Annotated in this window: 24 protein-coding genes; 11 read left to right on the top strand and 13 right to left on the bottom strand. The window is 71.5% G+C overall.

Annotated features, from left to right (window positions below):
* Nucleotides 1-28 precede the first annotated feature (28 nt).
* Nucleotides 29-601, bottom strand: a complete 573-nt coding sequence (locus ACFZBP_RS18290; protein WP_391414241.1) for a cupin domain-containing protein — start codon at nt 599-601, stop codon at nt 29-31.
* A gap of 104 nt (nt 602-705) precedes the next feature.
* Between ACFZBP_RS18290 and ACFZBP_RS18285 the strand changes: the two genes are divergently transcribed.
* Nucleotides 706-1,563 carry an EamA family transporter gene (locus ACFZBP_RS18285; protein ID WP_391414239.1) on the top strand — a complete coding sequence of 286 codons (858 nt, stop codon included), beginning with the start codon at nt 706-708 and terminating at the stop codon, nt 1,561-1,563.
* 1 nt (nt 1,564) lies between these two features.
* Here ACFZBP_RS18285 and ACFZBP_RS18280 read toward each other — a convergent pair whose 3' ends face one another.
* Nucleotides 1,565-2,362: a DapH/DapD/GlmU-related protein gene (locus ACFZBP_RS18280; RefSeq protein ID WP_391414237.1), complete on the bottom strand. Its 798-nt coding sequence runs from the start codon at nt 2,360-2,362 to the stop codon at nt 1,565-1,567.
* A gap of 110 nt (nt 2,363-2,472) precedes the next feature.
* Between ACFZBP_RS18280 and ACFZBP_RS18275 the strand changes: the two genes are divergently transcribed.
* The gene (locus ACFZBP_RS18275; protein ID WP_383453593.1) at nt 2,473-3,003 is read left to right on the top strand and encodes a gamma carbonic anhydrase family protein; all 531 of its coding nucleotides are present in this window, start codon (nt 2,473-2,475) and stop codon (nt 3,001-3,003) included.
* 72 nt (nt 3,004-3,075) lie between these two features.
* Here the strand turns inward: ACFZBP_RS18275 and ACFZBP_RS18270 are convergent, their stop codons facing one another.
* From ACFZBP_RS18270 to ACFZBP_RS18260, 3 genes are all read right to left on the bottom strand, one after another.
* Nucleotides 3,076-3,720, bottom strand: coding sequence for a DedA family protein (locus ACFZBP_RS18270; protein WP_383453590.1), 645 nt, complete (start codon nt 3,718-3,720; stop codon nt 3,076-3,078).
* Between the two features lie 73 nt (nt 3,721-3,793).
* Nucleotides 3,794-5,353, bottom strand: coding sequence for a carboxylesterase family protein (locus ACFZBP_RS18265; protein WP_391414235.1), 1,560 nt, complete (start codon nt 5,351-5,353; stop codon nt 3,794-3,796).
* 270 nt (nt 5,354-5,623) lie between these two features.
* Nucleotides 5,624-7,288 carry a ricin-type beta-trefoil lectin domain protein gene (locus tag ACFZBP_RS18260; protein WP_391415091.1) on the bottom strand — a complete coding sequence of 555 codons (1,665 nt, stop codon included), beginning with the start codon at nt 7,286-7,288 and terminating at the stop codon, nt 5,624-5,626.
* A gap of 562 nt (nt 7,289-7,850) precedes the next feature.
* On the opposite strand from ACFZBP_RS18260, the gene galU reads away from it, so the two are divergent.
* Entirely contained in the window at nt 7,851-8,822 is a 972-nt protein-coding gene (gene galU, locus ACFZBP_RS18255) for a UTP--glucose-1-phosphate uridylyltransferase GalU (RefSeq protein ID WP_391414233.1), read from the top strand.
* A 228-nt stretch (nt 8,823-9,050) separates the two neighbouring features.
* On the opposite strand, the gene ACFZBP_RS18250 is transcribed toward galU, so the two are convergent.
* Nucleotides 9,051-9,488: a DUF4442 domain-containing protein gene (locus tag ACFZBP_RS18250; protein WP_383453934.1), complete on the bottom strand. Its 438-nt coding sequence runs from the start codon at nt 9,486-9,488 to the stop codon at nt 9,051-9,053.
* A gap of 155 nt (nt 9,489-9,643) precedes the next feature.
* Between ACFZBP_RS18250 and ACFZBP_RS18245 the strand changes: the two genes are divergently transcribed.
* Nucleotides 9,644-10,942: an MFS transporter gene (locus tag ACFZBP_RS18245; RefSeq protein WP_391414231.1), complete on the top strand. Its 1,299-nt coding sequence runs from the start codon at nt 9,644-9,646 to the stop codon at nt 10,940-10,942.
* Nucleotides 10,943-11,012: 70 nt separating this feature from the next.
* Here the strand turns inward: ACFZBP_RS18245 and ACFZBP_RS18240 are convergent, their stop codons facing one another.
* The 3 genes from ACFZBP_RS18240 to ACFZBP_RS18230 form a co-directional block, all read right to left on the bottom strand.
* On the bottom strand, nt 11,013-11,858 hold the full coding sequence (locus tag ACFZBP_RS18240) for a spermidine synthase (RefSeq protein ID WP_383453582.1): 846 nt from the start codon (nt 11,856-11,858) through the stop codon (nt 11,013-11,015).
* A gap of 120 nt (nt 11,859-11,978) precedes the next feature.
* Nucleotides 11,979-13,148: an elongation factor Tu gene (tuf, locus tag ACFZBP_RS18235; protein WP_383453580.1), complete on the bottom strand. Its 1,170-nt coding sequence runs from the start codon at nt 13,146-13,148 to the stop codon at nt 11,979-11,981.
* A gap of 268 nt (nt 13,149-13,416) precedes the next feature.
* Entirely contained in the window at nt 13,417-14,139 is a 723-nt protein-coding gene (locus ACFZBP_RS18230; protein ID WP_383453578.1) for a DNA alkylation repair protein, read from the bottom strand.
* Between the two features lie 49 nt (nt 14,140-14,188).
* On the opposite strand from ACFZBP_RS18230, the gene ACFZBP_RS18225 reads away from it, so the two are divergent.
* Nucleotides 14,189-14,971, top strand: a complete 783-nt coding sequence (locus tag ACFZBP_RS18225; protein ID WP_383453576.1) for a TVP38/TMEM64 family protein — start codon at nt 14,189-14,191, stop codon at nt 14,969-14,971.
* A 33-nt stretch (nt 14,972-15,004) separates the two neighbouring features.
* Here ACFZBP_RS18225 and ACFZBP_RS18220 read toward each other — a convergent pair whose 3' ends face one another.
* Nucleotides 15,005-16,174 carry an acetyl-CoA C-acyltransferase gene (locus ACFZBP_RS18220; RefSeq protein WP_391414227.1) on the bottom strand — a complete coding sequence of 390 codons (1,170 nt, stop codon included), beginning with the start codon at nt 16,172-16,174 and terminating at the stop codon, nt 15,005-15,007.
* 115 nt (nt 16,175-16,289) lie between these two features.
* Here ACFZBP_RS18220 and ACFZBP_RS18215 point away from each other — a divergent pair, with 115 nt between their 5' ends.
* Complete coding sequence (locus tag ACFZBP_RS18215; RefSeq protein WP_383453572.1) at nt 16,290-16,760, top strand: winged helix-turn-helix transcriptional regulator; 471 nt, start codon at nt 16,290-16,292, stop codon at nt 16,758-16,760.
* A gap of 28 nt (nt 16,761-16,788) precedes the next feature.
* On the opposite strand, the gene ACFZBP_RS18210 is transcribed toward ACFZBP_RS18215, so the two are convergent.
* Both ACFZBP_RS18210 and ACFZBP_RS18205 read right to left on the bottom strand, forming a co-directional pair.
* Nucleotides 16,789-17,718 carry a PmoA family protein gene (locus ACFZBP_RS18210; RefSeq protein WP_383453570.1) on the bottom strand — a complete coding sequence of 310 codons (930 nt, stop codon included), beginning with the start codon at nt 17,716-17,718 and terminating at the stop codon, nt 16,789-16,791.
* Nucleotides 17,715-18,905 (bottom strand): Gfo/Idh/MocA family oxidoreductase, encoded by a 1,191-nt coding sequence (locus ACFZBP_RS18205; RefSeq protein ID WP_391414225.1) that lies wholly within the window; start codon nt 18,903-18,905, stop codon nt 17,715-17,717. The genes ACFZBP_RS18210 and ACFZBP_RS18205 overlap by 4 nt, the downstream gene beginning before the upstream one ends.
* Nucleotides 18,906-19,176: 271 nt before the next feature.
* On the opposite strand from ACFZBP_RS18205, the gene ACFZBP_RS18200 reads away from it, so the two are divergent.
* The 3 genes from ACFZBP_RS18200 to ACFZBP_RS18190 all read left to right on the top strand — a co-directional run bounded on the left by ACFZBP_RS18200 (nt 19,177) and on the right by ACFZBP_RS18190 (nt 21,001).
* Nucleotides 19,177-20,052, top strand: coding sequence for an undecaprenyl-diphosphate phosphatase (locus ACFZBP_RS18200; RefSeq protein ID WP_383453566.1), 876 nt, complete (start codon nt 19,177-19,179; stop codon nt 20,050-20,052).
* Between the two features lie 148 nt (nt 20,053-20,200).
* Nucleotides 20,201-20,380, top strand: a complete 180-nt coding sequence (locus ACFZBP_RS18195) for a hypothetical protein (protein ID WP_078504336.1) — start codon at nt 20,201-20,203, stop codon at nt 20,378-20,380.
* 36 nt (nt 20,381-20,416) lie between these two features.
* Nucleotides 20,417-21,001: an AAA family ATPase gene (locus tag ACFZBP_RS18190; protein WP_391414219.1), complete on the top strand. Its 585-nt coding sequence runs from the start codon at nt 20,417-20,419 to the stop codon at nt 20,999-21,001.
* Nucleotides 21,002-21,011: 10 nt separating this feature from the next.
* On the opposite strand, the gene ACFZBP_RS18185 is transcribed toward ACFZBP_RS18190, so the two are convergent.
* Complete coding sequence (locus ACFZBP_RS18185; RefSeq protein ID WP_391414217.1) at nt 21,012-22,145, bottom strand: hypothetical protein; 1,134 nt, start codon at nt 22,143-22,145, stop codon at nt 21,012-21,014.
* A gap of 95 nt (nt 22,146-22,240) precedes the next feature.
* On the opposite strand from ACFZBP_RS18185, the gene ACFZBP_RS18180 reads away from it, so the two are divergent.
* Both ACFZBP_RS18180 and lnt read left to right on the top strand, forming a co-directional pair.
* Nucleotides 22,241-22,738, top strand: coding sequence for a nuclear transport factor 2 family protein (locus tag ACFZBP_RS18180; RefSeq protein WP_391414215.1), 498 nt, complete (start codon nt 22,241-22,243; stop codon nt 22,736-22,738).
* Between the two features lie 83 nt (nt 22,739-22,821).
* Nucleotides 22,822-24,405: an apolipoprotein N-acyltransferase gene (gene lnt / locus ACFZBP_RS18175; protein WP_383453558.1), complete on the top strand. Its 1,584-nt coding sequence runs from the start codon at nt 22,822-22,824 to the stop codon at nt 24,403-24,405.
* The last annotated feature ends 14 nt before the right edge of the window (nt 24,406-24,419 follow it).

The raw sequence follows: 24,419 nt of genomic DNA, 5'->3' as shown, positions 1-24,419 counted from the left end.
GGGCGGCCGGGGCCGCCACCCGGGCGTCTCAGTGCACGAGCGGCACCGACACCGTCAGGGTCATCTCCATCGGGACGTCGCCCTGGTTGGCGTAGGTGTGCGGGGCGTTGGCCTCGAAGGTGACGCTGGAGCCGGCCGGGACGCGGTACTCCACGCCCTCGACGGTCAGGGTCAGTTCACCGGCCGTCACGTGGGCGATCTCGACGGTGCCGACGGGGTGCGGGTCGGAGCCGCTGTTCTCGCCCGGCATCAGCCTCCAGCCCCACATCTCCAGCGGGCCGGGCGCCTCGGTGCCGGCGAGGAGCCTGCTGTAGCCGCCCGCCTCGCTGTGCCACAGCCGGACCACCTGCTCGGGCGGGACGACGCGCACCTTGGGGCCCTGCTCGTAGTCGAGGAGGGTCGTGATGCTGACGCCGAGCGCGTCGCCGATCTTGACGACGGTGCCGAGGCTCGGGTTGGTGCGGGCCTGTTCGATCTGGATGAGCATGCCGCGGCTGACCCCGGCACGCGCGGCGAGTGCGTCCAGGGTGAAGCCGCGCTCGGTGCGCCAGCGCTTGACGTTGCGCGCCAGGGACTGGGTCAGCAGGTCGAGGTCCGACACATTCCGTCCTTGCGGAGTCCAATATTGTGGATGACAGAGTTTACCTGACTGCACTACTGTGAGGTGAACCCCATCGTGCACCGAACTGTACTGCGAGGCACCCCGTGACAGCACTCTTCGCCCTGGCCACCAGCCTGCTGTGGGGGCTGGCCGACTTCGGCGGCGGACTGCTGACCCGACGCACCCCGGCGCTCACGGTGGTCGTCGTCTCGCAGGCCATCGCGGCGACCGTGCTGGGCGCGATCGTGGTGGCCACGGGCGGCTGGAGCGAGGCCGGCCCGCAGCTGTGGTTCGCGGTCGCGGCCGGCGCCGTCGGCCCGGTCGCCCTGCTCTGCTTCTACAAGGCGCTCGCGCTGGGCCCCATGGGCGTGGTCTCCCCGCTGGGCACCGTGGGCGTCGCCGTCCCGGTCGGCGTGGGCCTCTTCCTGGGCGAGCGGCCCGGACTGGTGCAGGTCGCGGGGATCGCCGTCGCCGTGCTGGGTGTCGTCCTCGCGGGCGGGCCACAGCTGCGGGGCGCGCCCGTGCAGCGGCAGGCCATCCTGCTGACCCTGGTCGCGGCCTTCGGCTTCGGCACGGTCTTCGCGCTGATCGCGGAGGCGTCGTCCACCCTCACCGGCCTGTTCCTGGCACTGTTCGTGCAGCGCGTGGTCAACGTGCTGGCCGGCGGTCTCGCGCTGTACGCCTCGGTGCGGCGCGGTGGCACCGCCCTCCCGGACGGCACCTTCCCCTGGCGCTCGCTGCCCGCGCTCGCCTTCGTCGGGCTGGCGGACGTCGCGGCGAACGGCAGCTATGTGGTCGCCGCCCAGCACGGCCCGGTCACCGTGGCGGCCGTACTCGCGTCGCTCTACCCGGTGGTGACCGCCCTGGCCGCGCGGGGCTTCCTGCGGGAACGGCTGCAGGCGGTGCAGGCGGCGGGCGCGGGGCTCGCGCTGGTGGGCACGCTGCTGCTGGCGACCGGCTGACTCAGGACTCCACGTCCAGTTCGGCGAGGTCGGCGGCCGCCTTCTCGTCCAGCTCCGCGAGCTTCGCCACCGTCTCCTCGTCCAACTCGGCCAGCGCCTGGAGCTGGCCCGGGGTGATCCCGTCGGGTATCGGCACCGGCGCGGGCGTCCTGAGCGGCGGCTGCCAGCCCTCGTCGGCCGTCCAGCGCCGTACGACCCGGGCGGGCGCCCCCGCCACGACCGCGTGGTCGGGCACCGTGCCCCGGACCACCGCGCCGGCCGCCACCACGACGTTCCGCCCGATCCGCGCGCCCGGCAGGATCACGGCCCCGGTGCCGATCCAGCACCCCGGGCCGATCTCGACCGGTTCCATCCGCGGCCACTGCCTGCCGATGGGCTCGTGCGGGTCGTCGTACGAGTGGTTCGTGGACGTCACATAGACGTACGGCCCGAAGTAGCAGTCGCTGCCGATGGTGACCGTCGTGTCCGCGATGACATGGCTGCCGCGTCCCAGCACGACCCCGTCCCCTATGCGCAGGATCGGCTCCGGGCCGAGGTCGAGGTCGGGCATCAGTCCGGCCGTCAGCGTCACCTGCTCGCCGACGATGCAGTGCGAGCCGAGATGGATCCAGGGTTCGCCGAACACCGTGCCGAGCGGGAAGGCCAGCCGGGTGGCTTCGCCGATCGAGCCGAAACGGAAGCGGCCGGGGCTGTCGGCCGTCACCGAACCCGTGCGCTGCACCCAGGCCCAGCCCGCGTGGACGGCGCGCTGCGCCAGTCGGCGTCGCCAGGATGAGAACGTGTTCTTGCGCTTGGGCACGGGGTCACCGTACTGAGCGTGCGGCGTCCTCATGAGGTCGAGGGGCTGTGATCTTCGCCCTACCGGGTGCCGGTAGCGTTCCGGTGTACCTCGGACGACAGGAGACGGTGATGACGCACAAGCCTCTGATCAAGGGCATCGGCGGGAGGGAGCCGAAGATCGACGGAGAGGCTTTCGTGGCGCCCACGTCCGTGGTGATCGGGGACGTGACGCTGCAGGCGGGGGCGAGTGTCTGGTACGGGGCGGTGGTGCGGGGGGACGTCGAGCGGATCTCGGTCGGGGCGCAGTCGAACATCCAGGACAATTGCACGCTGCATGCGGACCCCGGGTTTCCGGTGAGCATCGGGGAGCGGGTGTCGGTGGGGCACAACGCGGTGGTGCATGGGGCGACCGTCGGGGACGACTGTCTCATCGGGATGGGGGCGACCGTACTGAACGGTGCAGTGATCGGGGCGGGGTCCTTGGTTGCCGCGCAGGCCTTGGTGCCCCAGGGGATGCAGGTGCCGCCGGGATCGCTGGTGGCGGGGGTGCCGGCGAAGGTGAAGCGGGCGTTGAGTGAGGAAGAGCGGCAGGGGGTGACGCTCAACGGCACCTTGTACGCGGAGTTGGCGAAGGCTCACCGGGAAGAGCACGGGGCCTGAGGGTGGTGCACGGTCTGCGGGTGAGTGGGGGTTGATCGCGCAGTTCCCCGCGCCCCTCAGAAACAGGGCGCCCTAGTCGCCGACCACTACCGGTTCCGGCTCCGGATGTGCCGTCTGGGCCTTCTTCGCCTTGCGCTTGATGATCAGCATCGAGGTCAGGCCGATCAGGACCGCTGCGACCAGGCCCAGCCACGAGAAGCGCTTCAGCCAGGACTCGGCGACGACACCGACGTAGTAGATGACCGCCGTCGTGCCACCCGCCCAGAGGATGCCGCCGAAGACGTTGGCGATCAGGAACTTCCAGTACGGCATCCGCAGGACGCCCGCGAGGGGGCCGGCGAAGATGCGCAGGAGGGCGACGAAGCGGCCGAAGAAGACGGCCCACATGCCCCACTTCTGGAAGGACCGCTCGGCGGTGGCGACATGCCCTTCGCTGAAGTGCTTGGGGAACTTCTTGCCCAGCCAGGCCAGCAGGGGGCGACCACCCTTGCGGCCGATGGCGTAGCCGATCGAGTCGCCGATGATCGCTCCCGCGCTGGCGCAGGCGCCGAGCACGAAGGGGTTGATGTCACCGTGCTGTGAGGCGAGCAGCGCCGAGGAGACCAGGATGATCTCGCCAGGCAGCGGGATGCCCAGGCTTTCCAGCCCGATGACCACGCCGACCAGCAGATAGATGGCGAGCGGGGGCACCGTTTCGAGCCATTCCTGGACGTGCAACGCCGCTTCCTCTCGCTGTCCTGCACCCTGTGTTCCCGGCGCACGCTCGACATCGAGCGCGCGCCGGGGAAGCCTACCCGTTCTGTGTGACGGTCTCGGCGTCCCACAGGTTGCACCGGTGCTCGCGATGTGCGGTGGCGCTCAGCACATTTCCGTCGGCGGACGCGGTGCGCAGGGTCAGCACCGTCCCCGGCCGGGCGGGCATCGCCGGCTGTCCGGCGGCGCGTGGCACCCCGTCCCGGACGAAGGAGCCCCAGTACTGGACCATCTGCCGGGCCAGCGTCCGCTGCTCGGCGTTCAGGGGTGACTCCAGGCCGAAGTGCTTGAAGAGGTACTGGAGCTCGTTGACGTGGGTCGCGCCGAAGTCGAAGTCCGTGCCCAGCTCGCGCAGGGAGGCGAAGGGCGGGGAGGTGCGGTCGGCGAACTCGTACGCGTAGACCTTGCCGCGTCCGGCGAGCGTGCCGTCGAGGCGGAGGGCCGGGCAGGCGAAGAGCTGGTCGCCCTGGGCGGTGGCGTATGCGATGGTCGGGGACGGGTAGGACGGGAGGGGATAGCGTGCGAGCGCCTCGTCGCCGAAGTCGGTCCGCATGACCGTGGGGTACTGGTCGGCGGTGAGCGGTGTGCCGTTCAGGTCGAACCGCGCGAAGGCGAACATTCGGCCCTCGTCCTGGTTGGCCCCGTTCATGACCGGCACCCCGGCCGCTGCCCCGCGCTCGAACGCGTCCTTCGGCTGCCGGGGAAGGAAGACGCCACCGGCGACGGGCGCCCAGTCGAAGCCGTCCTGCGCGGCCAGGATCTCGGCGGCCGGCTTGGCGCGCAGACAGGCCAGGTCGGCGCAGCCGAGCTTCTCCGCGAAGGCGGCGCCCTGGGACACGGCCGTCTCGTGCGGACGGGCACCGCAGTCGCCGTACGCCCCGCTCTGGATGATCCCGGCCCGCAGCAGTCCCTTCGCCGTCGGCGAGGCCAGCTGGGTGCAGACCGAGCGGCCGCCCGCGGACTCGCCCGCGATGGTCACGCGGCCCGGGTCACCGCCGAAGCGGCCGATGTTGGCCCGCACCCAGCGCAGGGCGGCCTGCTGGTCGAGCATGCCGAAGTTTCCGGAGACTCCGTCACGTGCCTCTCCGTCCAGCCCGGCCGTGGCGAGGAAGCCCATCGCGCCGAGGCGGTAGTTGACGGTCACGACAACGGTCCCGGTCCGCCTCGCGAACGTGTCGGGGACGATGTCCTGCCCGGCACCGGCGGTGAGCCCTCCGCCGTGCAGCCAGACCAGGACCGCACGCCGGGCGGCGCCCTCGGGGGCGTACACGTTGAGGTCGAGACAGTCCTCGGTGTGGCTGGGCCGCTCATAGCCGGGGTCCCAACTCGCCCCCTGCACACACTTGTTGCCGAAGTCCTCTGCCTCGCGGACTCCTTGCCAGGGCCGGACGGGGCGCGGCTCCTGCCAGCGGAGCCTGCCGACGGGTGGCTCGGCGTAGGGGATGCCGAGGAACTGGCGTCCCTCGGCGGTGGTCTCACCTCGTACCCAGCCCGCGGTGGTGCGGACGACCGGGTCGTCGGCCGCCTGCGCGGGGACGTCGGGAATGAGGAGCGCGGCCGCCAGGGCCAGCAGTGCGACGGACGTACGACGTTTCACGGGTCCACCTCCGCGTTCGTGAGCATGGGACACCAGTGGCGCGGCGGGAAAACTATGGACGCCGGTGACTCGTGTCAATGATGTGAACGGAAACGGCTGAATGCCGTCGGAGGTCGAAGGGGTGGAAGGAGTTGAAGGGGTGAGGGGGTCAGGAGTCAGAGGCCAGGGGGCAGAGGGCAGAGGGCAGAGGGCAGGAGTCAGAGGCGAGGGGGCAGAGGGCAGGAGTCAGGGGGCGCCGCGGCAGGTGTTCCGACCGGGCGCCCCGCCTGGCTAACGGAGGGCGGCGTCGAGCATCGTCTCGGCGGTGCCCGCGACGCTCTTGGACGCGGTGACCGGCACCTCCGCCGGGAGGGCCACCACCACGGCATCGGCGGGGGTGGCCGGCTCGGCTTCGGCGCCTGAGCCGACATCGGAGCCGGAGCCTGCGCCGGAGTCAGAGCCGGGGTCGTCCTGGACGTACCGCGTCTCGTACTGCGGTTGCGGGTCCTCCTGTGGCACGGCCGGGTCGACCTGCGAGGGTTCGGGGTCGTCGTCCGGTGTGCCGCGCTCGGGTGCAACGGGCACGTCGCCCTTGTCCTCGTGCGGCTTCTCCCCCCGCGGCGCCTCCTCCTGGAGCTTCTTCTCAGGGCTCACCTCGGGTATGTCCGCGAGCCCGCCGTCGAGCATCCAGCGCTGCGCCTCGGATCCATCGCGCTCGTCGAGCACCACGCTCGCGTCCTTGCCGGACGCGACCGCGAGGCTCTCCGACCCGCGCGGGAGGAGTTCGCCGTGGACGGTGAGGTCGTAGCGCACCTCACCGGCGTGCGCGAGGCAGTTCGCCAGGACGACGGTGCGTTCGTCGGCGTCGGAGTGAAGGCAGAGAGTCGGGTCGGCGGCGCTGCGCAGCAGGCCGTTGTCCCGGTACGACCACTGCTGGGACGCGGTGGACGAGCACTGCGCCAGCTCGGCCCGGGCGCCCGCGCGGATCTCGCCGTCACGGAGGTCGAGGCACAGGCCGCGGTCGAGGTTGCGGAGTCTGCCCTGGGCGATCTCGACGGGTTCCTCGGCCGAGGCGGCCGAGGGTGATCCGCCGGAGGAGGGCGGGAACACGGTGCCCGGGTGGACGGTCCTGCCGCTGGGCGCGCCCCAGGTGGCGTGCGGGCCGGGGACGCCGTTCTCCTCGGTCCAGCCCTTGGCGGTGAGGACGGTGACGAGCAGGGCGACGGTCACGCCGACCCCGATCGCGACGGCCCTGGCGCGTCCGCGCGGCAGGTCGAGCCGCTCGGGGCGGTGCCGTCCGCCGCGTCGCGGACGGTCGCACGCCGTCGAGCCCGAGCCGCCCCGGCCGGGCCGGGAGTCGAGATAGCGCCGGGCGCCCCAGCCGAGCACGGTTTCGGCGAGCAGCACTTCCAGGCCGCCCTCGAAATGGCTGAGCTGCTCGGCGGCGTGACGGCAGTAGCGGCATGACGTCAGATGCTGCTGGACATCGGGGAGCAGGGCGCCGCCCCGTCGAATGGGGACGTCGAGGAGGCGGTTGTAGTAGCGGCATTCCCGGGTGGGCGCGAGTTCGCGGTGGGCGCGGACGCAACCCGTGCGAAATTGCTCGCGCACACCTTCCAGCGCCGCCGACGCGGTGGCCGCATCCACCCCCAGCAGACCAGCGGGTATGGTTATCGGTTCGGCTTCGGCCTCGGTGTGCCACAGGAGGCATTGCGAGGCTCCTGGCAGCGCCCGGAATGCGCGCTCGGCGATTTGCCGCCTTTCGGGCGTGACGGGCCGCGCGGCCCGCAGCCCGCGCCCTCCGGTCGGTTTGCCGAGTTCCGGCAGCAGGGCGGAAATACCTTCGTCGGCCGCCCACTCCTTCACCAGGTCCCGTACGGCGGCGAGGAGTTGGGGGCGCAGCGCGCCAGCGGCCGGTCGGCCGAGCACGCGGTGGAACGCCGCGGCGGCCACCATGGCGGCCGAGCTCTCCGTGGAGACCAGACAGATGGCCGCATAGTCGGAGGTGGCACGCCAGTGGCGGGCCATCAGCAGGGCGACGGCACGGGCGTTCGCGTCGGCTTTGCCCAGGCTCGCGACGAGATCGCGGTCGGACTCTCCGGGGCTCACCCCGGGCCGTGGCGGGTACGGCGGTCGTGGGGGGTAAGGGGATTGCACTGAACCATTTCCTTCCCGGCCGGAGGACGGCAGGGGCAATGCCCGTCCTCCGGAAAGCAGGGTGCTTGATTGGTGCATACCTAGGCCGCGTCGAATGGGGACCGGCTATCGGGCCGCTCACTTTCGCACAAGCGACGCACAGGAAACAAGAAGTGCGAGTGACCGACGTTCAAAAAGCGAGGAATTCAGAAAAGTTACCGGCGGTATCCGCACCGGCATTCGAAAGAGCCGTCGAGCCGAGCGCCAAGTTGTGTGCGGGCAAAGACGGTTGGTCCACGGAATCTTCAACTCCGCATGTCGCACAGCAGGCTCCGAGGTTTCTCTCGGCGTCCTCTCATCCCGGTGCTCCACCATGAGCCGCATGATCGTCCCCCACACCACGCCCCCGTCGGACTCCGCCCCCGAACCGGCCCGCACGGCCCGCACGGTCCGCAAGGCGGTCGTCCCCGCCGCGGGGCTCGGCACCCGGTTCCTGCCCGCGACGAAGGCCACGCCCAAGGAGATGCTGCCGGTCGTCGACAAGCCGGCCATCCAGTACGTCGTGGAGGAGGCCGCGGCGGCCGGTCTCGACGACGTCCTGATGATCACCGGCCGGCACAAGCGGGCCATCGAGGACCACTTCGACCAGGCCTTCGAGCTGGAGCAGGCGCTGGCGGCCAAGGGTGACTCCGTGCGGCTGGACGCGGTGCGGGACCCGGCCCGGCTCGCCGACATCCACCACATCCGCCAGGGCGACCCGCTCGGTCTCGGCCACGCGGTGCTGTGCGCCCGCCATCACGTCGGCGACCAGCCGTTCGCCGTCCTCCTGGGCGACGACCTCATCGATCCTCGCGAGACCCTGCTCAGCCGGATGCTGGAGGTCCGCGACCGCCACGAGGGCAGCGTGGTCGCCCTGATGGAGGTCCCACCGGAGCAGATCCACCTCTACGGCTGCGCGGCCGTAGAGGACTCGGGCGAGGACGGCGTCGTGCGCGTCACCGGCCTCGTGGAGAAGCCGTCGCCCGAGGACGCGCCGAGCCACTACGCGGTCATCGGCCGCTATGTCCTCGACCCGGCCGTCTTCGGCATCCTGGAGCGCACCCCGCCCGGGCGCGGCGGCGAGATCCAGCTGACCGACGCCCTTCAGGAACTCGCGGCGGGCGGAACCGTCCACGGGGTCGTGTTCGAGGGCCTGCGGTACGACACCGGGGACAAGGCGGACTACCTGCGCACCGTGGTGCGGCTGGCGTGCGACCGGGCGGACCTGGGGCCGGAGTTCGTGGCCTGGCTGCGGGAGTTCGTGGCAGAGCTGGAGAACGGCGGGGAGGGCCGGGAGCGGCGGCTCGCCGCCTGAGCACGGTCGCGGCGCGAGACGACACAGGCGAGCAAACGCACAGAGGAGCAAAAGGTACAGGGAAGCAAAACGTACAGGGGAGCAAAAGGTGCAGGGGAGCAAAAGGTGCAGGGGAGCAAAAGGTGCAGGGGCCCCTGCATGGGCCCCTGCACACCTCCGTACGACCTCCTGCCGCACGACCTTCTGCCGTACGACCCCCTGCCGTACCGCCTTCCGCCTTACGCCGGGTCAGCCGTTCGGCCGCAGCGTCCAGACGACGGTCATCTCACCGGTGACGGCCCCGTCCCCGCGCTGGATCTCGATGGCCACCGGGAACTCGGGCCGCTCCCCCGCGTCCAGCTGGGCGACGACCTCGGCGGCCGGGCGGCCCAGCGTGGCGGTGGCCGTGACGGCGCCCATGGCGAGCTTCTTGTAGGAGATCTCGGCGCTGACGGCGAGCGGCACGGCGCGCGAGAGCTGGTCGCCGAACGCGGCCAGCACGATCGCGCCGCTGGCGGACTCGCCGAGCGTGAACATCGCGCCGGCGTGCGGCCCGCCCACGTGGTTGTGGTACTCGCTCTGGTCCGGCAGGGCCACCACGGCCTTGTCCGGCGTGGTCTCCAGGAACTGGAGGTTGAGGGTCCGGGCCATCGGCACGGTGGCGGCGAGCATCTCGCCTATGGACATCTGGTCTGCGCTCATGGCGGTCATGTTACCCACGAGTAGGAGTGAGGAACAGGGCCGTGTGACGAGCGTCGTATCACCTCGTCCGGAAGGCGTCATCGACCCGGTGACCTGCAATTGACTTGGCAAATCGAGAGCCGGGCGGCGATAGTCGGCCGGTGACTGCCGCCTCCGACCTCCTGCGTCCTTCCCGCCGCCCCTCCTGGGCGGGCCGCAACTACAGCCTCCTGACCGCCTCGGCGTTCGTCACGAACCTCGGCAGTCACGGCGCGCTGATCGCCGCGGCGTTCGCGGTGCTGGAGGCGGGCGGTGACGGCGGTGACGTGGGGCTCGTGGCCGCGTCCCGCACGCTGCCCCTGGTGCTCTTCCTGCTGATCGGCGGCGCCGTCGCGGACCGCCTCCCACGGCACCGGGTGATGGTCGCGGCCAACGCCCTCAACTGCGTCTCGCAGGCCGCCTTCGCCGTGCTCGTCCTGACCGGGGAGGCCCGGCTGTGGCAGATGATGCTGCTGACGGCCCTCGGCGGAGCCGGGCAGGCGTTCTTCAGTCCGGCGGCGGAGGGGATGCTGCTGTCGTCGGTCCAGGGGGAGCAGGCGAGCCGGGCCTTCGCCGTGTTCCGGATGGCGATGCAGGGAGCGGCGGTCGGCGGCGCCGCGCTGGGCGGTGCCATGGTGGCCGCGATCGGGCCCGGCTGGGTGCTGGCGGCGGACGCGGCGGCTTTCGCGGTCGCCGGTTCGCTGCGGGCGTTCCTCGACGTGAGCCACATTCCGGCGCGCGCGCCGGGCGGCGGCATGCTCGCCGATCTGCGGGACGGCTGGCGGGAGTTCGCGGGACGGCCGTGGCTGTGGGGCGTGGTCGTCCAGTTCTCGATCGCCAACGCGGTCGTCGCGGCGGCCGACGCGGTCTACGGCCCTCTCGTCGCCCGGGACCACCTGGGCGGCGCGGGCCCCTGGGGCCTGGCCCTGGGCTTCTTCGGAGCGGGTACCGTCGCCGGCGCGCTGCTCATGACCCGCTGGAAGCCACGCCGCCTCCTCCTGGCCGGCACCCTGTGCGTCTTCCCTCTGGCCCTTCCCTCCGCCGCCCTGGCCGTACCGGTACCGGTCACCGTCCTGTGCACGGTCATGTTCCTGACCGGCGTGACCCTGGAGGTCTTCGGCGTCTCCTGGATGACCGCGCTCCACCAGGAGATACCGGAGGAGAAACTCTCCCGGGTGGCCGCGTACGACTGGTTCGGCTCCGTCGCCCTGGTCCCCCTCGCAACGGCCCTGGCCGGCCCCGCCGAGACGGCCTTCGGTCGCACCCCCGCCCTCTGGGGCTGCGCCGCCGTCGTCGTCATCGTCACGGCGGCGGTCCTGTGCGTACCGGACGTGCGGAACCTACGGCGCCGTACGAAACCGGTGGCGGCCGGTACCCGACACGCGACCGAAGCCGAGAGTGCCGTCGGCGGGGTCGGCTGACGGCACACCGCACACGGGAGCTACGCCACCTCACCTCACCGAACCGGCTGCCACCGGAACCCGACCCGGCTCAACCGATGCTGAACGCCCCGTCGGGAGGCTCCGGTGAAGGCACGGCGTCCTCGTCCCGGACCGGCCGCGCGTTGCCGATGAACTGCTGCAGGGCGAGACCCTGTTCGACGCGGGCCGGGAAGGCGTCGGAGGCGGTGAGGCGGGACAGGGAGGCTGTGTCGAGGGGGTGGTGGGCGGCGACGAGGACGGCGTTGCCGAAGCGGCGGCCGCGCAGTACGCCCGGTTCGGCGATCAGTGCCAGTTCCGCGAACAGCGTGGCGTAGGTGGCGAGTTGGGAGCGCAGGAAGGCGAAGGGCGCGGCGTCGGCGAGGTTCGCCAGGTAGACGCCGCTGCGCCGCAGCACCCGCTCGGCCTGTCGGGCGTACCCCACCGACGTCAGATGCGCGGGCACCCGGGAACCGCCGAAGACGTCGGCGACGAGCACGTCGGCCGAGTCGTCCGGGGCCGACTCCAGCCAGGCGCGCGCGTCCCCGGCGTGCAGCCGGATGCCGGCCCCGCCGGGAACCGGCAGATGCTCCACGACCAGCTCCAGCAGCCCCCGGTCGGCCTCGACGACGTCCTGCCGCGAGCCGGGCCGGGTGGCCGCCAGATAGCGGGGCAGCGTGAGCGCCCCACCTCCGAGATGCAGCACGTCCAGCGCCCGCCCCGGCTCCGCGACGGTGTCCAGGACATGCCCGAGACGGCGCGCGTACTCGAACTCCAGGTGCTCCGGTTCGTCGAGGTCGACGTACGACTGAGGCGCCCCGTCGACCGTGAGCAGCCAGGCTCGCTTCCGATCGACATCGGGCATCAGCTTGGCGGTGCCGTAGTCGACGGACCGGGTGACGGGTATGGGCTCACTCACCGTCCCATTGTGCCGGTGGAATTCGTGACCCGCCCTCGCGGAGGCGCGCCCCAAAGGGACGCGGGGGACTGCGCGACCAGCCACAACCGGCCCCGCAGTCCCCCACGAACCGCACCACCCTCACACGACGGCGGTCACGGTCCCCGCGCCGACGGTCCTGCCACCCTCACGGATGGCGAACCCGAGCCCCGGCTCCAAAGGCACCTCACGCCCCAGCTCGACAGTCATGGTGACCGTCTCCCCGGGCCGCGCGACCCCCGCCTCACCGAGGTCGATGTCCCCGACCACATCCGCCGTACGGATGTAGAACTGCGGCCGATACCCCGTGCCGACCGGCGTCGTGCGCCCGCCTTCACGAGCCGAGAGCACATACACCTGCGCCGAGAACCGACGGCCGGGCACCACGCTGCCCGGCGCGACCACGACGTGTCCCCGCCGGACGGCGTCCCGCGGAACCCCGCGCAGCAGCAACGCCACGTTGTCCCCGGCCTGCGCCTCGTCCATCGGCTTGCCGAACGTCTCCAGGCCGGTGACCACGCTCTCCAGCCCGGCCCCGAGCACCTCGACCCGGTCGCCCACCTTCACGGTGCCGCGCTCCACGGCCCCGGTGACGACGGTCCCCCGGCCGGTGATGGTGAGCACGTTCTCGACGGGCAGCAGGAACGGCGCGTCCACATACCGCTCCGGCATCGGCACGTAGGTGTCGACCGCGTCCAGCAGCGCCTCGATCGACGCCGTCCACTTCGGGTCGCCCTCCAGTGCCTTCAGCCCCGACACCCGTACGACGGGCGCGGCGTCGCCGCCGTAGCCGTGCTCGGTGAGCAGGTCGCGGACCTCCAGCTCGACGAGGTCGATGAGCTCCTCGTCGCCCGCGTCGGCCTTGTTGAGGGCGACGACGATGTGGTCGACGCCCACCTGCCGGGCGAGCAGCACGTGTTCGGCGGTCTGCGGCATGATCCCGTCGAGCGCGGAGACGACGAGGATCGCCCCGTCGAGCTGCGCGGCCCCGGTGACCATGTTCTTGACGTAGTCGGCGTGGCCGGGCATGTCGACATGCGCGTAGTGCCGGGTGTCGGTCTCGTACTCGACGTGCGCGATGTTGATGGTGATGCCGCGCGCGGCCTCCTCCGGCGCCCGGTCGATCCGGTCGAACGGCACGAAGGTGCCGGAGCCGCGCTCGGCGAGGACCTTGGTGATGGCGGCGGTCAACGTGGTCTTGCCGTGGTCGACATGACCCATGGTGCCGATGTTCAGATGTGGTTTGGTGCGCACGTATGCCGTCTTGGACATGGCTGTACCTCGAAGTCTCTGGGTAGAGGATCTCCGCGCGGGAGATGGGGACCCCGAGGACCTGCCGACCCTCCCCCTCGGGGGTCCGCCGGAGTGTCCGGGGAGGGTCAGCTTCGGGCGCCGTCGACAGCGGTCAGGAAGACGAGAACGGCAGCCTTCGGCGCATCCGCGACTGCGGATGCTGCGAGGAGGAAGGCGTGCCGGAACATGACGTCGATCATCGTCGACTCCTTGCCCGACGTCGAATGGTTTTTCGCGGTACGGGACTTCAGGCGCCGACGTTCCGCAGCGCCTCCCGCACCGACAGCGGCGCGAACCGTCCCCGCTCCCGCGCCAGGAAGTCCCGTACGGCGTCCGGGTCGGTCTTGGCGTACTCGCGCAGCGCCCAGCCGATGGCCTTGCGGATGAAGAAGTCGGTGTGCCCGGACTGGCGCAGGCAGTAGGCGAAGAGGCGCCCGGAGTCGGTGTGTTCCTTGTAACGCAGCTGGTGGAGCAGGGCGGTGCGGGCGACCCACAGGTCGTCGTCGACGATCCAGGCGTCCATGTCCGCGGTGAGCTCCGGGTCGGCGGTGACGAGTCCGCCGACGACATGGGCGGCGAGCAGGTCGACGGTGTCCCACCAGGAGACGGTGGTGATCAGCTGCCGGGTCACCGGGAGGAAGCCGGACGAGCAGCGCCCGACGTGCCGGCGCAGATAGTCGACGGCGAAGTAGTGGTACTCGCGCTCGGGCAGCCGCCAGCAGCGCAGGGCGACGGCGGCGCAGTCGGTCTCGTCGGGGCGCGGGGTGCCCTGGAGGACGGCGCGGGAGAGGGCGCGGCGCTCGGGTGTGGGGATGCCGAGGAAGGGGGCGACGTCCTTCATGTACGCCTGCGCGGCGGCGGCCCGTTCCGGGTCCGCGGCGGCGGAGTATGTGGCGGTGAGCCGCTCCAGGACCGTGTCGGCCAGAACACTGCGCGGAACTTCTGATGTTCCCGCACCTGTGACGCTCATGAGACGAACCATACGGCGATCACACATCTTCCTCGGTTACTGTCGCCGAATGCTCGACGATGCCACCACCCGCTCTGGGGGCACCGCCACGGCCCCTCCCCGGGCCGCCGCCACGGAGCTCGCAGTCCCCGTACCCGTCCCTGTTCCCGTGCCCGCGGGTTTCGCCGCGCGCTGCACGAGAACGCTGCTGTCGCCGTGGGCGCGGCTGTCCCTGCTCGTCATCCTGCTGGCGGCGGCCGCGTCGTCCGTGCTGCTCTTCGAGCCGCAGAAGTTCCTGGCGAACGGCTGGCCGCCCCACGTCGAGGGCTCGGCCGCGGTGGTGCTGTTCGCGGTGGCGTACGGCCTGGTCACGGTGGCCTTCGTGCCGCGGCCGCTGCTGAACCTCGCGGCGGGCGCCCTCTTCGGATCCGAGTGGGGCATCGGCGCGGCCCTCGCCGGCACGGTGCTGGGTGCCGGGATCGCGTTCGCGCTGGGCCGGCTGCTGGGCCAGGAGGCGCTGCGTCCGCTGCTGCGCGGCCGGTGGCTGAAGGCGGCGGACGGCCAGTTCAGCAGGCACGGTTTCCGCTCGATGCTGGCGGTGCGGCTGTTCCCCGGTGTGCCGTTCTGGGCCGCGAACTACGCCGCCGCCGTCTCCCGGATGGGCTACTTCCCGTTCCTGCTGGCGACAGCGCTCGGGTCGATCCCGAACACCGCCGCGTACGTCGTCGCCGGCGCCCGTGCCTCCGCGCCGACGTCGCCGGCCTTCCTGATCGCGCTGGCCTGCATCGCCGTACCGGCGCTGGCGGGCGTGGTGGTGGCGTGGCGGAAGCGGCACCATCTGCGCGGCCGCTGAACCGTTCCGCCGCCCACGCGGCCGCCGGTCCGGCTACACCGTCTCCAGGATCATCGCGTTGGCGAGGCCGCCCGCCTCGCACATGGTCTGCAGTGCGTAGCGGGCGCCGCGCTCGCGCATCGCGTGCACCAGGGTCGTGGTCAGGCGGGTACCGCTGGCGCCGAGCGGGTGGCCGATCGCTATCGCGCCGCCGTGCACGTTGACCTTGGCGAGGTCGGCTCCGGTCTCCTGTCGCCAGGCCAGGACCACGCTGGAGAAGGCCTCGTTGACCTCGAAGAGGTCAATCTCGCCGAGGGACAGGCCCGCCCGGCGCAGCACCTTCTCCGTCGCCGGGATCACACCGGTGAGCATGAGGATCGGGTCGGAGCCGGTCACGGCGAAGCTGTGCAGCCGGGCGAGGGGGCGCAGGCCGAGGCGGGCGGCGGTCTCACTGGAGGTGACGAGGACGGCGGAGGCGCCGTCGTTGACGGGGCTGGCGTTGCCCGCGGTGACGTTCCACTCGATCTGCGGGAAGCGTTCGGCGAAAACCGGGTCGTGGTAGGCGGGCCTGAGCCCGGCGAGGATCTCGGTGGTGCTGCCCGGCCGGACGCACTCGTCGCGGGAGACGCCGTCCAGGGGCGCCACCTCGGCGTCGAACAGGCCCTGCTCCCAGGCGGCCGCCGCCTTCCGGTGCGAGGAGACGGCGAACTCGTCCATCTGCTCGCGCGTGATCGACCACTTGGCGGCGATGAGCTCGGCGCTGATTCCCTGCGGGACGAGCCCCTCCGGATAGCGCTCGGCGACACCGGGGCCGAAGGGGTCCTTGCCGGGCGGCACGTTCGACCACATCGGCACCCGGCTCATCGACTCGACGCCGCAGGCGACGACCAGGTCGTACGCGCCCGAGATGACGCCCTGGGCGGCGAAGTGCACGGCCTGCTGGGAGGAGCCGCACTGGCGGTCCACGGTGGTCGCCGGGACGCTCTCGGGGAAGCCCGCGGACAGGGCGGCGTAGCGGGTGGTGTTCATGGCCTGCTCGCCGACCTGGTCGACGGTGCCGCCGATGACGTCGTCGATCAGTGCCGGGTCGACCCCGGAGCGTTCGACGAGGGTGCGCAGGGTGTGGGCGAGGAGCTCGACGGGGTGGACGTGCGCCAGGGAGCCGTTCGGCTTGCCCTTCCCGATGGGAGTGCGTACGGCTTCGACGATGACTGCGTCACGCATGGTGCGGCCTCCCGATTACCAGTGAGTAGGAAATCCGAACTCACCATAACCCCGAGGGTTGGAAAAACAAACCCATACGGTTGGAAAGTCGAACCCGCCCTCTAGACTGAGCGGCATGGCCGCCACCAAAGACCCGCGCCCCTGTTCCATCGCCGACGCCCTGGCGCTCGTCGGCGAGAAGTACTCGCTGCTCGTTCTGCGCGAGGTGTGCCTCGGCAACGGCCGCTTCGACCAGCTCGTGCGCAACATCGGCGCCCCGCGCGACATCCTGGCCACCCGGCTGCGCCGCCTAGTCGACGCCGGCATCCTCACCAAGCGCGCCTACAGCGAGCGCCCGCAGCGGTTCGAGTACCGGCCGACGCAGGCGGGGCTGGAACTGGAGCCGGTCCTGATGACCCTCATGGCGTGGGGCGACCGCCACCTCCGCACGGACGACGACCGCCCCATGGTGATCGAGCACATCTGCCGCAACGAACTGGTCCCGGTCGTCACCTGCCGGGCCTGCGGCGACCCGGTGCGCCACGAGGACCTGTCGGCCCACCCGCAGGCGCCCGGATGGACGGTGACGGGGCCGTCGGCCGCGTGAGATCGGCCGCGACGTCCGTCGTCCGCGATCAGAGCCAGGGATGGGCGTCCAGGTACTTGCCGATCTCTTCCCGCTCCCACGCACCGTCGGCCACGACGACCCGGTAGCGGCGGGTGAGCGTGTCGCCGGGCGCCAGTTCCAGCTCGTCGTGGAACGCCCAGGACGGGGCGACGCCCGCGAAGGGCTCGTTGCGTACGAACCAGTGGGCGGGGTGTGCACCCTCGTCACCGGCGTGGTCGTTCTCGGGGGCGTGCGCGAAGACGAGGGTCGCGTGGCCGTCGGTGCCGTCGTGCTCACCGGAGTAGGCGAGCCAGGGCGCCTGTTCGCCCATCAGGCCCGGGCCCTCGGCGTCCGGCGCGATGATCCGGCCGCCCTGGAAGGCACGTGGGCCGCGCCAGAACAGGCCCGTGTATCCGGCCATGCCGCGCCCCGCGGTGGTGGGGCTGCCGAACCGCAGCGGCTCGGCGCGCCGGTTCGTCACGGCGCTCGTCCAGGTCAGCGCCCATGAGCCGGACTCCGGCTCGACGTCGTGCACCTCGACCGTGCGCCGCTCCTCGGCCCACAGGTCCCCGTCGTGCGGATGCCAGGTCAGCCGCTCGGCGATGACGACCCGGTCACCGTCCGAGGAGACCTCGTCGAACGCGACGTGCCGCATCGACCCGACGCGCTCGGGAAGCTCCAGATACCCCTGCCCGTGGACGTAGCTGTTGCCGCCCCACAGATTGGCCCCCGACAGGTGCGAGGCCGTCAGCGACAGCCCCTTGTGCCAGCGGTGGTCGTTGGGCCGGTAGTCGGTGACGACGTCACCGGCGAGTGTCCGCAGCGGATGGACGTACGGCTTCGGGGCCTCCCAGGCGGCCTCCGCCCGGTAGACGTAGGAGAGGAGCTCCACGCCGGTGGCCGACTCGGTCACCGTGACACGGTCGCCGTGCGCGTGGACGATACGCAGCCCGGTCATACGACGGCTACCTTGCCCGGCGCCGCCCGCTCGGCCATGACAGGCGCCCAGCCGGGCGCGCCGCCGTGCATCGCCGCGTAGAACGGATCACCGGGGCCGATCTCCCCCGCCCTGACCGTGGCGTCCGTGAACGCCGACTTGTACAGCGCGGCGATCAGCTCCAGGCTCGTACGCCCGTCCGCTCCGCTGCTGCGCGGCCGCTCCCCCGCGCGCATGCTCGTGACCAGTTCCCGCAGCTGCTCCAGATGCGAACTGGGCAGGTCCGCGCCGAAGTCCTGCCAGGCCTCGGCTTCGGCGTCCGGGACGTCCCGGGCCGGCGTGATGCGCCAGTTGTCGTTGCGGTGCCCGTACAGATGGGTCAGTTCCACGGTCGCGCGCTCGCAGTCGATCCGGATGCGGCTGACCTCGTCGGGGCTCAGCACGCTGTTCACGACGGTCGCCATCGCACCGCTCGCGAAGCGGACGAGGGCCGTCGACACGTCCTCGGTCTCGACGTCGTGCACCAGCCGACCGGCCATGGCACGCACCTCGCTCCACGGTCCGAGCAGGTCGAGCAGCAGATCCATCTGGTGGATCCCGTGCCCCATCGCGGGGCCGCCGCCCTCGGTCGCCCAGCGGCCGCGCCAGGGCACGGCGTAGTAGGCGGTGTCCCGGTACCAGGTGGTCTGGCAGTGCGCGACGAGCGGCCGGCCCATGGCCCGCTCGGCGAGCAGGCGGCGAACGTGCCGGGAACCCGAGCCGAAGCGGTGCTGGAAGACGATCGAGGCGTACGGGCCGCCGTCCTTGCCCTCCTCCGCCTCCACGGCGTCGAAGTCCGCGAGGCTCGGCACCGGCGGCTTCTCGCACCACACCCAGGCGCCGGCCCGCAGCGCGGCGACGGTCTGGTCGCGGTGCAGCGTCGGCGGGGTGCAGATGACGACCAGGTCGGGCCGCTGCTCCCGGAGCATCCGGTCCAGGTCGGTGTAGGGGTGGGGTGCCTCGGTTCCGGCCGTGGCCGGGCCCGCCTCGACGCAGAAGGACCCGGCCGAGGCCGCGTCGATGTCGACGGCGGCGACGAGTTCCGTCTCGCCCTCCTCGGCGAGCCTGGCGAGCGCGGGCAGGTGGGAGTCGCGTGCGATGGCGCCGGTACCGATCACGGCGACCCTGACGGGGCGGCCGGTGAGCGGGGCGATCTCGGATGCGGCCATGGACGTGTGACTCCTCCGGAGCGCCAACGACGAGTTCATGCGCGACGCGATAGCAAGCGCTTTCGGTCCGCAGCAACGTAAGCGGCGTCCCCACCGCAGGTCAACACCGGTCCGACCGGAGGCGGCGATCGGCTGCCGAGCCCCCTGTGCCGGAGCCGTCATCGGAGGGCGCTACGCTGCCCCTCGACACGCGCGATCACTGTGCCGCCGACGCGGTGTCCTCCGTCGCCGTCATCCCTTGTCACCATCAGCACTTGGACTCCGTAACTTCATGTCTTGGTTTGAATCCCTCATCCTCGGACTCGTCCAGGGGCTGACCGAGTTCCTCCCCGTGTCCTCCAGCGCGCATCTGCGGCTGACCGCGGCGTTCTCGGGATGGGAGGACCCGGGCGCGGCCTTCACGGCGATCACGCAGATCGGCACGGAGACCGCCGTGCTGATCTACTTCCGCAAGGACATCGGGCGGATCATCGCGGCGTGGCTGAAGTCGCTGACGAACAAGGAGATGCGGCGCGACCACGACGCCCAGATGGGCTGGCTGGTGATCGTCGGCTCGATCCCGATCGGTGTGCTCGGCCTGACGCTGAAGGACCAGATCGAGGGTCCGTTCCGCGATCTGCGGATCACGGCGACCATGCTGATCGTCGTCGGCATCGTCATCGGCATCGCCGACCGGATGGCGGCCCGTGACGAGTCGGGTGGCCGGCACCGCGCGCCCAAGCAGCGCAAGGGGCTCGAGGACCTGAACGTGAAGGACGGCCTGATCTTCGGTCTGTGCCAGTCCGCGGCCCTCATCCCCGGCGTCTCCCGCTCCGGCGCGACCATCAGCGGCGGCCTGTTCATGGGCTACAACCGCGAGGCCGCGGCGCGCTACTCCTTCCTCCTCGCGATCCCGGCCGTCCTCGCCTCCGGGCTCTTCGAACTGAAGGACGCGATGGAGAGCGACCACGTGTCGTGGGGTCCGACGATCTTCGCGACAGTGATCGCCTTCGCGTCCGGTTACGCGGTCATCGCATGGTTCATGAAGTTCATCTCCACGAAGAGCTTCATGCCGTTCGTCTGGTACCGCATCGCGCTCGGGATCGTCATCATCGCGCTGGTGGCAGCGGGTGTCCTGAGCCCGCACGCGGCGGAGTCGGCGAGCTGACGCACCTCCGGGGCACCTCCGGCCGAGCCCCGCTTCCTGACCCGCAGGTCAGTACAGGCGGGTCCGCCCCAAGTCCGTGACCAATCACATACGTTGTGCGTAGCCGTCCGGTAGCGGACTGTCAGTCCTTGCCCCTAGGCTTGTCCGCATGTCCCCCCATTCCTTAGGCCCTGGTTCCGTGCGGTCTGCTGCCGAGGTGAACGAGGAGATACGCGCACTGTGGCTGCGCGCGGGCGGCTCGCTGTCCGCTCAGGAGCGCGCGGAGTACGAGCTGTTGGTGGTCGAGTGGGCGGCCGCCATCCGCGGTGAGGTCATCGAGGCGGCCTGAGTCAGGCCCGCGGGCCCTGCGCCTAAGATCCACTCCATGGAGCATCTGGATCACGTCCCCGCTCGCCGCGGCCTCGTCATCTTCCTGAACGGCACGTCCAGTTCGGGCAAGTCGAGCATCGCCACCGAGCTGCTGCGGATCCTCGACGAGCCGTACTTCCATCTGCCCGTCGACGCCTTCCACGCGATGCGCTCCCGCACCCCGGTCCCGCCGGACCAGCTGCCGACCGTCCTCCACCGCACCTGGCAGGGCTTCCACCGAGCGGTCGCCGGGATGGCCGCGGCCGGCAACAACGTCGTCGTCGACCATGTGTTGAGCGCCGAGTGGCGGCTCAGGGACTGTCTCTCACTCTTCGTTCCGCAGGACGTCGTCCTGGTCAAGGTGCACTGCGCCCCGGAGGAACTGGAGCGCCGGGAGCGCGGCCGGGGCGACCGGCCTGCCGGTCTCGCCGCCGCCCAGTTGGCACAGGTGCACGCCCACGGCGTCTACGACGTGGACTGCGACACCACCGACACCACACCTCAGGAATGCGCCCGCCGCATCAAGGACTTCCTGAACCGCCGCCCCACGCCTACCGCCTTTGAACGACTGCGTGCCGGGGTCGAGCGACAGTCGCTGTAGTCAGGTCCGGTCAGAGCGACGCGAGCGCCTTGTCCAGGCGCCGCGACGTGCCCTGGTGCGTGACCCAGCGGCTCAGGGTCTCCAGCTCCGCCCGTGCCGCCCGGTCGCCGATCAGAGCCAGCGCGGCGATGCCCGCCTCGGCCACCTGGGGTGAGCGGGGAGCGTCCCCGGACCGCTGGTCCAGGGCGGTCTCGACGAGGGCGACGAGGGCGTCGGTGGTGTCCGGTCGAGGCGGCAGGAGCGCTAGCGTCCAGGCGAGTCCGCGCAGGACATGGGAGTTGAAGGGGTCGAGACAGACGTTCACGTCGTAGTGGACGTGCGGATGGCCGACCAGCGGCAGGGTCCGGTCCAGGGGGACGAGCTCGAACCACCTGAGCACCGCTCGTCGCACCTCTGCCGGGCCGACGGCGTCCAGCAGCTCCGACCCGGTCCGTCTCCACTTCGCCGACGGTGCGTCCGCCGTCGCCGGGGCCGGATGCTCCAGCAGTCGCAGCCACGGCTCTCCTTCGGCCGCGGCTTCCTTGAGGGCCGCGTCGGCCCAGGGTTCACCGGGGTTGAGCACCGGGCCGGGGAACCGGGCGAGCACGTCCCGCATGCCGGGTTCCGCGGCGTTCGCCGCCGCCTGTGTGCGGCGGTGGCCCGGCAGGTTCGCGGCCGCGGCGGTGCGCCGGAAGGCGGCCAGGACGGTCGGGTCGGGGGTACGACCGGCGGCGAGTTCCGCGTCGGCCAGTTCCCAGATCCGGTGGGTCGACCAGACGAGGTACTGGTCCCGCAATCCGGCGAGCTGCTCCTGCCGTTCGCCCGCCAACAGGTCCCCGTCGAGGCCACGGGCGACTCCGGAGGCCACCATGAGCAGTTCGGTGCGGAAGTATCCCTGGTCTCGCCTGAACTCCTCGGCCGACCAGACGTCTTCCGCATCGGCGTACCAACGCGCCCATATACCGGCGAGCTCCAGCCGGTCCCGGTCGGGCAGGGCCCGCAGCAGCTCCATGTTCTCCGAACCCACGCCGGTCATGGAGCCGTTGTGGCAGGCCGCCCGCAGCACGGCGCGTGACAGCTGCGGCAGATCGCCGCGTTCGGCGAGCAGCCGGTACTGGGCGGCCTGTTCTGCCAGGACCTGCCTGTTCCCCATCCATCTGCTCATGGTCGACAGCGTAGGAGGGGCCACTGACAACGAACGCGTCGAATATCAGCGCACGCCCTCTTGGCTCCGTGCACCACATGCCCAACACTGAGCCGATGACGCAGCGTGTGGAGCTCGCCACCCTGAGGGACCGGCTGGCGGTCGACGGACTGATCACCGACTACGCGGTGGCCGTGGACGACGGCGACTGGGAGTCGTACCGGAGCCTGTTCGCCCCCGACGGACGCGCGGACTACCGCTCGGCCGGCGGCATCGAGGGGGACGCCGGCAGCGTCGCCGACTGGCTGGCCGAGAGCATGGGGCTGTTCTCGATGCGGCAGCACCTCATCGTCAACCGCAGGGTGCGCTTCGGGGTCCTGGAGCAGGACACCGGCGACACGGCCCGGGTCCAGGCCGACTACATCAACCCGATGCGGTTCGCCCAGAACGGCGAGGACTCCTCCGAAGGCTCCTCCGCCCCCGACTTCGTGTGCGGCGGCCGCTACGCCTTCGCCTTGCTGCGCACGGACACCGGATGGCGACTGCGCGAGGTGGTCGTCCAGGAGAAATGGCGCCGGCTGCCCGAACGGACCACCCCGGCGATGATCGACTGAGCGGCGGCCGGACCCCCGCCCCCGCTGTCCCGTTGTCAGTGCCTGTGAGCACACTGGAAGCACCACGGGGTAGGAGGTGTTGCATGAAGACGATCAGTCAGTGGCTCACCTCCCCGTGGCGCCGCTCGGTCGCCGCCGCCTCGGCCGGGGCGCTGCCCGTGCTCGCCTTCCCCGAGCCGTCGTGGTGGTGGTTCGCGTACGTCGCCCTGGTCCCCTGGATGGCCCTGCTGCGCTCCGCGCCGACCGGGAAGCGGGCGCTGTACGACGGCTGGTGGGGCGGGTTCGGCTTCATGCTGGCGATGCACCACTGGCTGCTGCCGAACCTCCATGTGTTCACGTTCGTCATCGCCGCGCTGCTCGGTGCCCTGTGGGCGCCCTGGGGCTGGCTGGTGCGCCGCTTCCTGCCCGCGCGGCCGTCCCCGGGGCGCGTGGCGGCGGCCCTCGTGGTGCTGCCGTCCGGCTGGCTGCTGATCGAGCTCGTCCGCTCCTGGCAGGGGCTGGGCGGGCCGTGGGGCGTACTGGGTTCCAGCCAGTGGGAGGTGGAGCCCGCGCTGCGGCTCGCCTCGGTGGGCGGGGTGTGGCTGATCAGCTTCCTGGTGGTGGCCGTCAATGTGGCCGTCGCCGTGCTGGTGGCGGTGCGCCGGTGCCGGGTCGCCGCGGTGGCCGGCCTCGTGGCCACCGCCGTGGTCGCCTCGGCCGCCTGGGTGTGGTCCCCGCGCCCGGATGTCACGGACCGGGTCCGGATAGCCGTGGTGCAGCCGGGCGTCGTGGGGGGCGCGAGCGCGCCCGAGCGGCGATTCGACCGGGAGGCGCAGCTCACCCGCGAGCTGGCCGGCCAGGGCGCCGACCTGATCGTCTGGGGTGAGAGCAGCGTCGGCTACGACCTCGACGACCGGCCCGACTTCGCCCGGCGCCTCGCGGCGCTGTCCCGGGAGACGGGGGCGAACATCCTGGTCAACGTGGACGCGCGCCGCTCCGACAAGCCCGGCATCTACAAGAGCTCGATCCTCGTCGGCCCGGACGGTCCCACCGGCGCCCGCTACGACAAGATGCGGCTGGTCCCGTTCGGGGAGTACATACCGGCGCGCTCACTGCTGGGCTGGGCCACCTCCGTGGGCAAGGCGGCGGCCGAGGACCGCAGGCGCGGCACGGAACAGGTCGTGATGAACGCCGGGCACGGGCTGCGGATCGGCCCGATGGTCTGCTTCGAGTCCGCGTTCTCCGACATGAGCCGCAACCTCGTCGACCACGGCGCCCAGATCCTGATCGCCCAGTCGGCGACGTCCACGTTCCAGCAGAGCTGGGCCCCCGAGCAGCACGCCTCGCTCGCCGCACTGCGCGCCGCCGAGACCGGCCGGCCGATGGTGCACGCGACCCTGACCGGCGTCTCCGCCGTGTACGGCCCGAGCGGGCAGCGCGTCGGTTCCTGGCTCGGCACGGACGCGAGCACAAGCGCGGTCTTCGAGGTGCCGTTGGCCGACGGTGTCACGCCGTACGTCCGCTTCGGCGAGTGGCCGGTGTACGCGGCACTGCTGATCATGGCCGTCTGGGGCGCGTCCGAGGGCGTACGGACACAGCGCCTACGGCTGAGGCGGCAGCCCGCTCCGGAACCGCGCGAACACCCCGCTCACACCACCCACGGCTCGCCGGCCCGCCCCGGTCACTGACCCCGGACCGGGGC

Source organism: Streptomyces sp. NPDC008086, from assembly GCF_042957325.1.
GTDB lineage: Bacteria > Actinomycetota > Actinomycetes > Streptomycetales > Streptomycetaceae > Streptomyces.
This window is presented reverse-complemented; position numbering and strand designations above follow the sequence as displayed.

What these genes read in the sequence shown, in the direction of transcription:
- ACFZBP_RS18275 (WP_383453593.1), top strand. Translation starts at nt 2,473, where the DNA reads ATGACGCACAAGCCTCTGATCAAGGGCATCGGCGGGAGGGAGCCGAAG.
- ACFZBP_RS18260 (WP_391415091.1), bottom strand. Translation starts at nt 7,288, where the DNA reads ATGGTGGCCGCCGCGGCGTTCCACCGCGTGCTCGGCCGACCGGCCGCT.
- galU (WP_391414233.1), top strand. Translation starts at nt 7,851, where the DNA reads ATGATCGTCCCCCACACCACGCCCCCGTCGGACTCCGCCCCCGAACCG.
- ACFZBP_RS18250 (WP_383453934.1), bottom strand. Translation starts at nt 9,488, where the DNA reads ATGTCCATAGGCGAGATGCTCGCCGCCACCGTGCCGATGGCCCGGACC.
- tuf (WP_383453580.1), bottom strand. Translation starts at nt 13,148, where the DNA reads ATGTCCAAGACGGCATACGTGCGCACCAAACCACATCTGAACATCGGC.
- ACFZBP_RS18230 (WP_383453578.1), bottom strand. Translation starts at nt 14,139, where the DNA reads ATGAGCGTCACAGGTGCGGGAACATCAGAAGTTCCGCGCAGTGTTCTG.
- ACFZBP_RS18225 (WP_383453576.1), top strand. Translation starts at nt 14,189, where the DNA reads ATGCTCGACGATGCCACCACCCGCTCTGGGGGCACCGCCACGGCCCCT.
- ACFZBP_RS18220 (WP_391414227.1), bottom strand. Translation starts at nt 16,174, where the DNA reads ATGCGTGACGCAGTCATCGTCGAAGCCGTACGCACTCCCATCGGGAAG.
- ACFZBP_RS18215 (WP_383453572.1), top strand. Translation starts at nt 16,290, where the DNA reads ATGGCCGCCACCAAAGACCCGCGCCCCTGTTCCATCGCCGACGCCCTG.
- ACFZBP_RS18210 (WP_383453570.1), bottom strand. Translation starts at nt 17,718, where the DNA reads ATGACCGGGCTGCGTATCGTCCACGCGCACGGCGACCGTGTCACGGTG.
- ACFZBP_RS18205 (WP_391414225.1), bottom strand. Translation starts at nt 18,905, where the DNA reads ATGGCCGCATCCGAGATCGCCCCGCTCACCGGCCGCCCCGTCAGGGTC.
- ACFZBP_RS18200 (WP_383453566.1), top strand. Translation starts at nt 19,177, where the DNA reads ATGTCTTGGTTTGAATCCCTCATCCTCGGACTCGTCCAGGGGCTGACC.
- ACFZBP_RS18195 (WP_078504336.1), top strand. Translation starts at nt 20,201, where the DNA reads ATGTCCCCCCATTCCTTAGGCCCTGGTTCCGTGCGGTCTGCTGCCGAG.
- ACFZBP_RS18190 (WP_391414219.1), top strand. Translation starts at nt 20,417, where the DNA reads ATGGAGCATCTGGATCACGTCCCCGCTCGCCGCGGCCTCGTCATCTTC.
- ACFZBP_RS18185 (WP_391414217.1), bottom strand. Translation starts at nt 22,145, where the DNA reads ATGAGCAGATGGATGGGGAACAGGCAGGTCCTGGCAGAACAGGCCGCC.
- ACFZBP_RS18180 (WP_391414215.1), top strand. Translation starts at nt 22,241, where the DNA reads ATGACGCAGCGTGTGGAGCTCGCCACCCTGAGGGACCGGCTGGCGGTC.
- lnt (WP_383453558.1), top strand. Translation starts at nt 22,822, where the DNA reads ATGAAGACGATCAGTCAGTGGCTCACCTCCCCGTGGCGCCGCTCGGTC.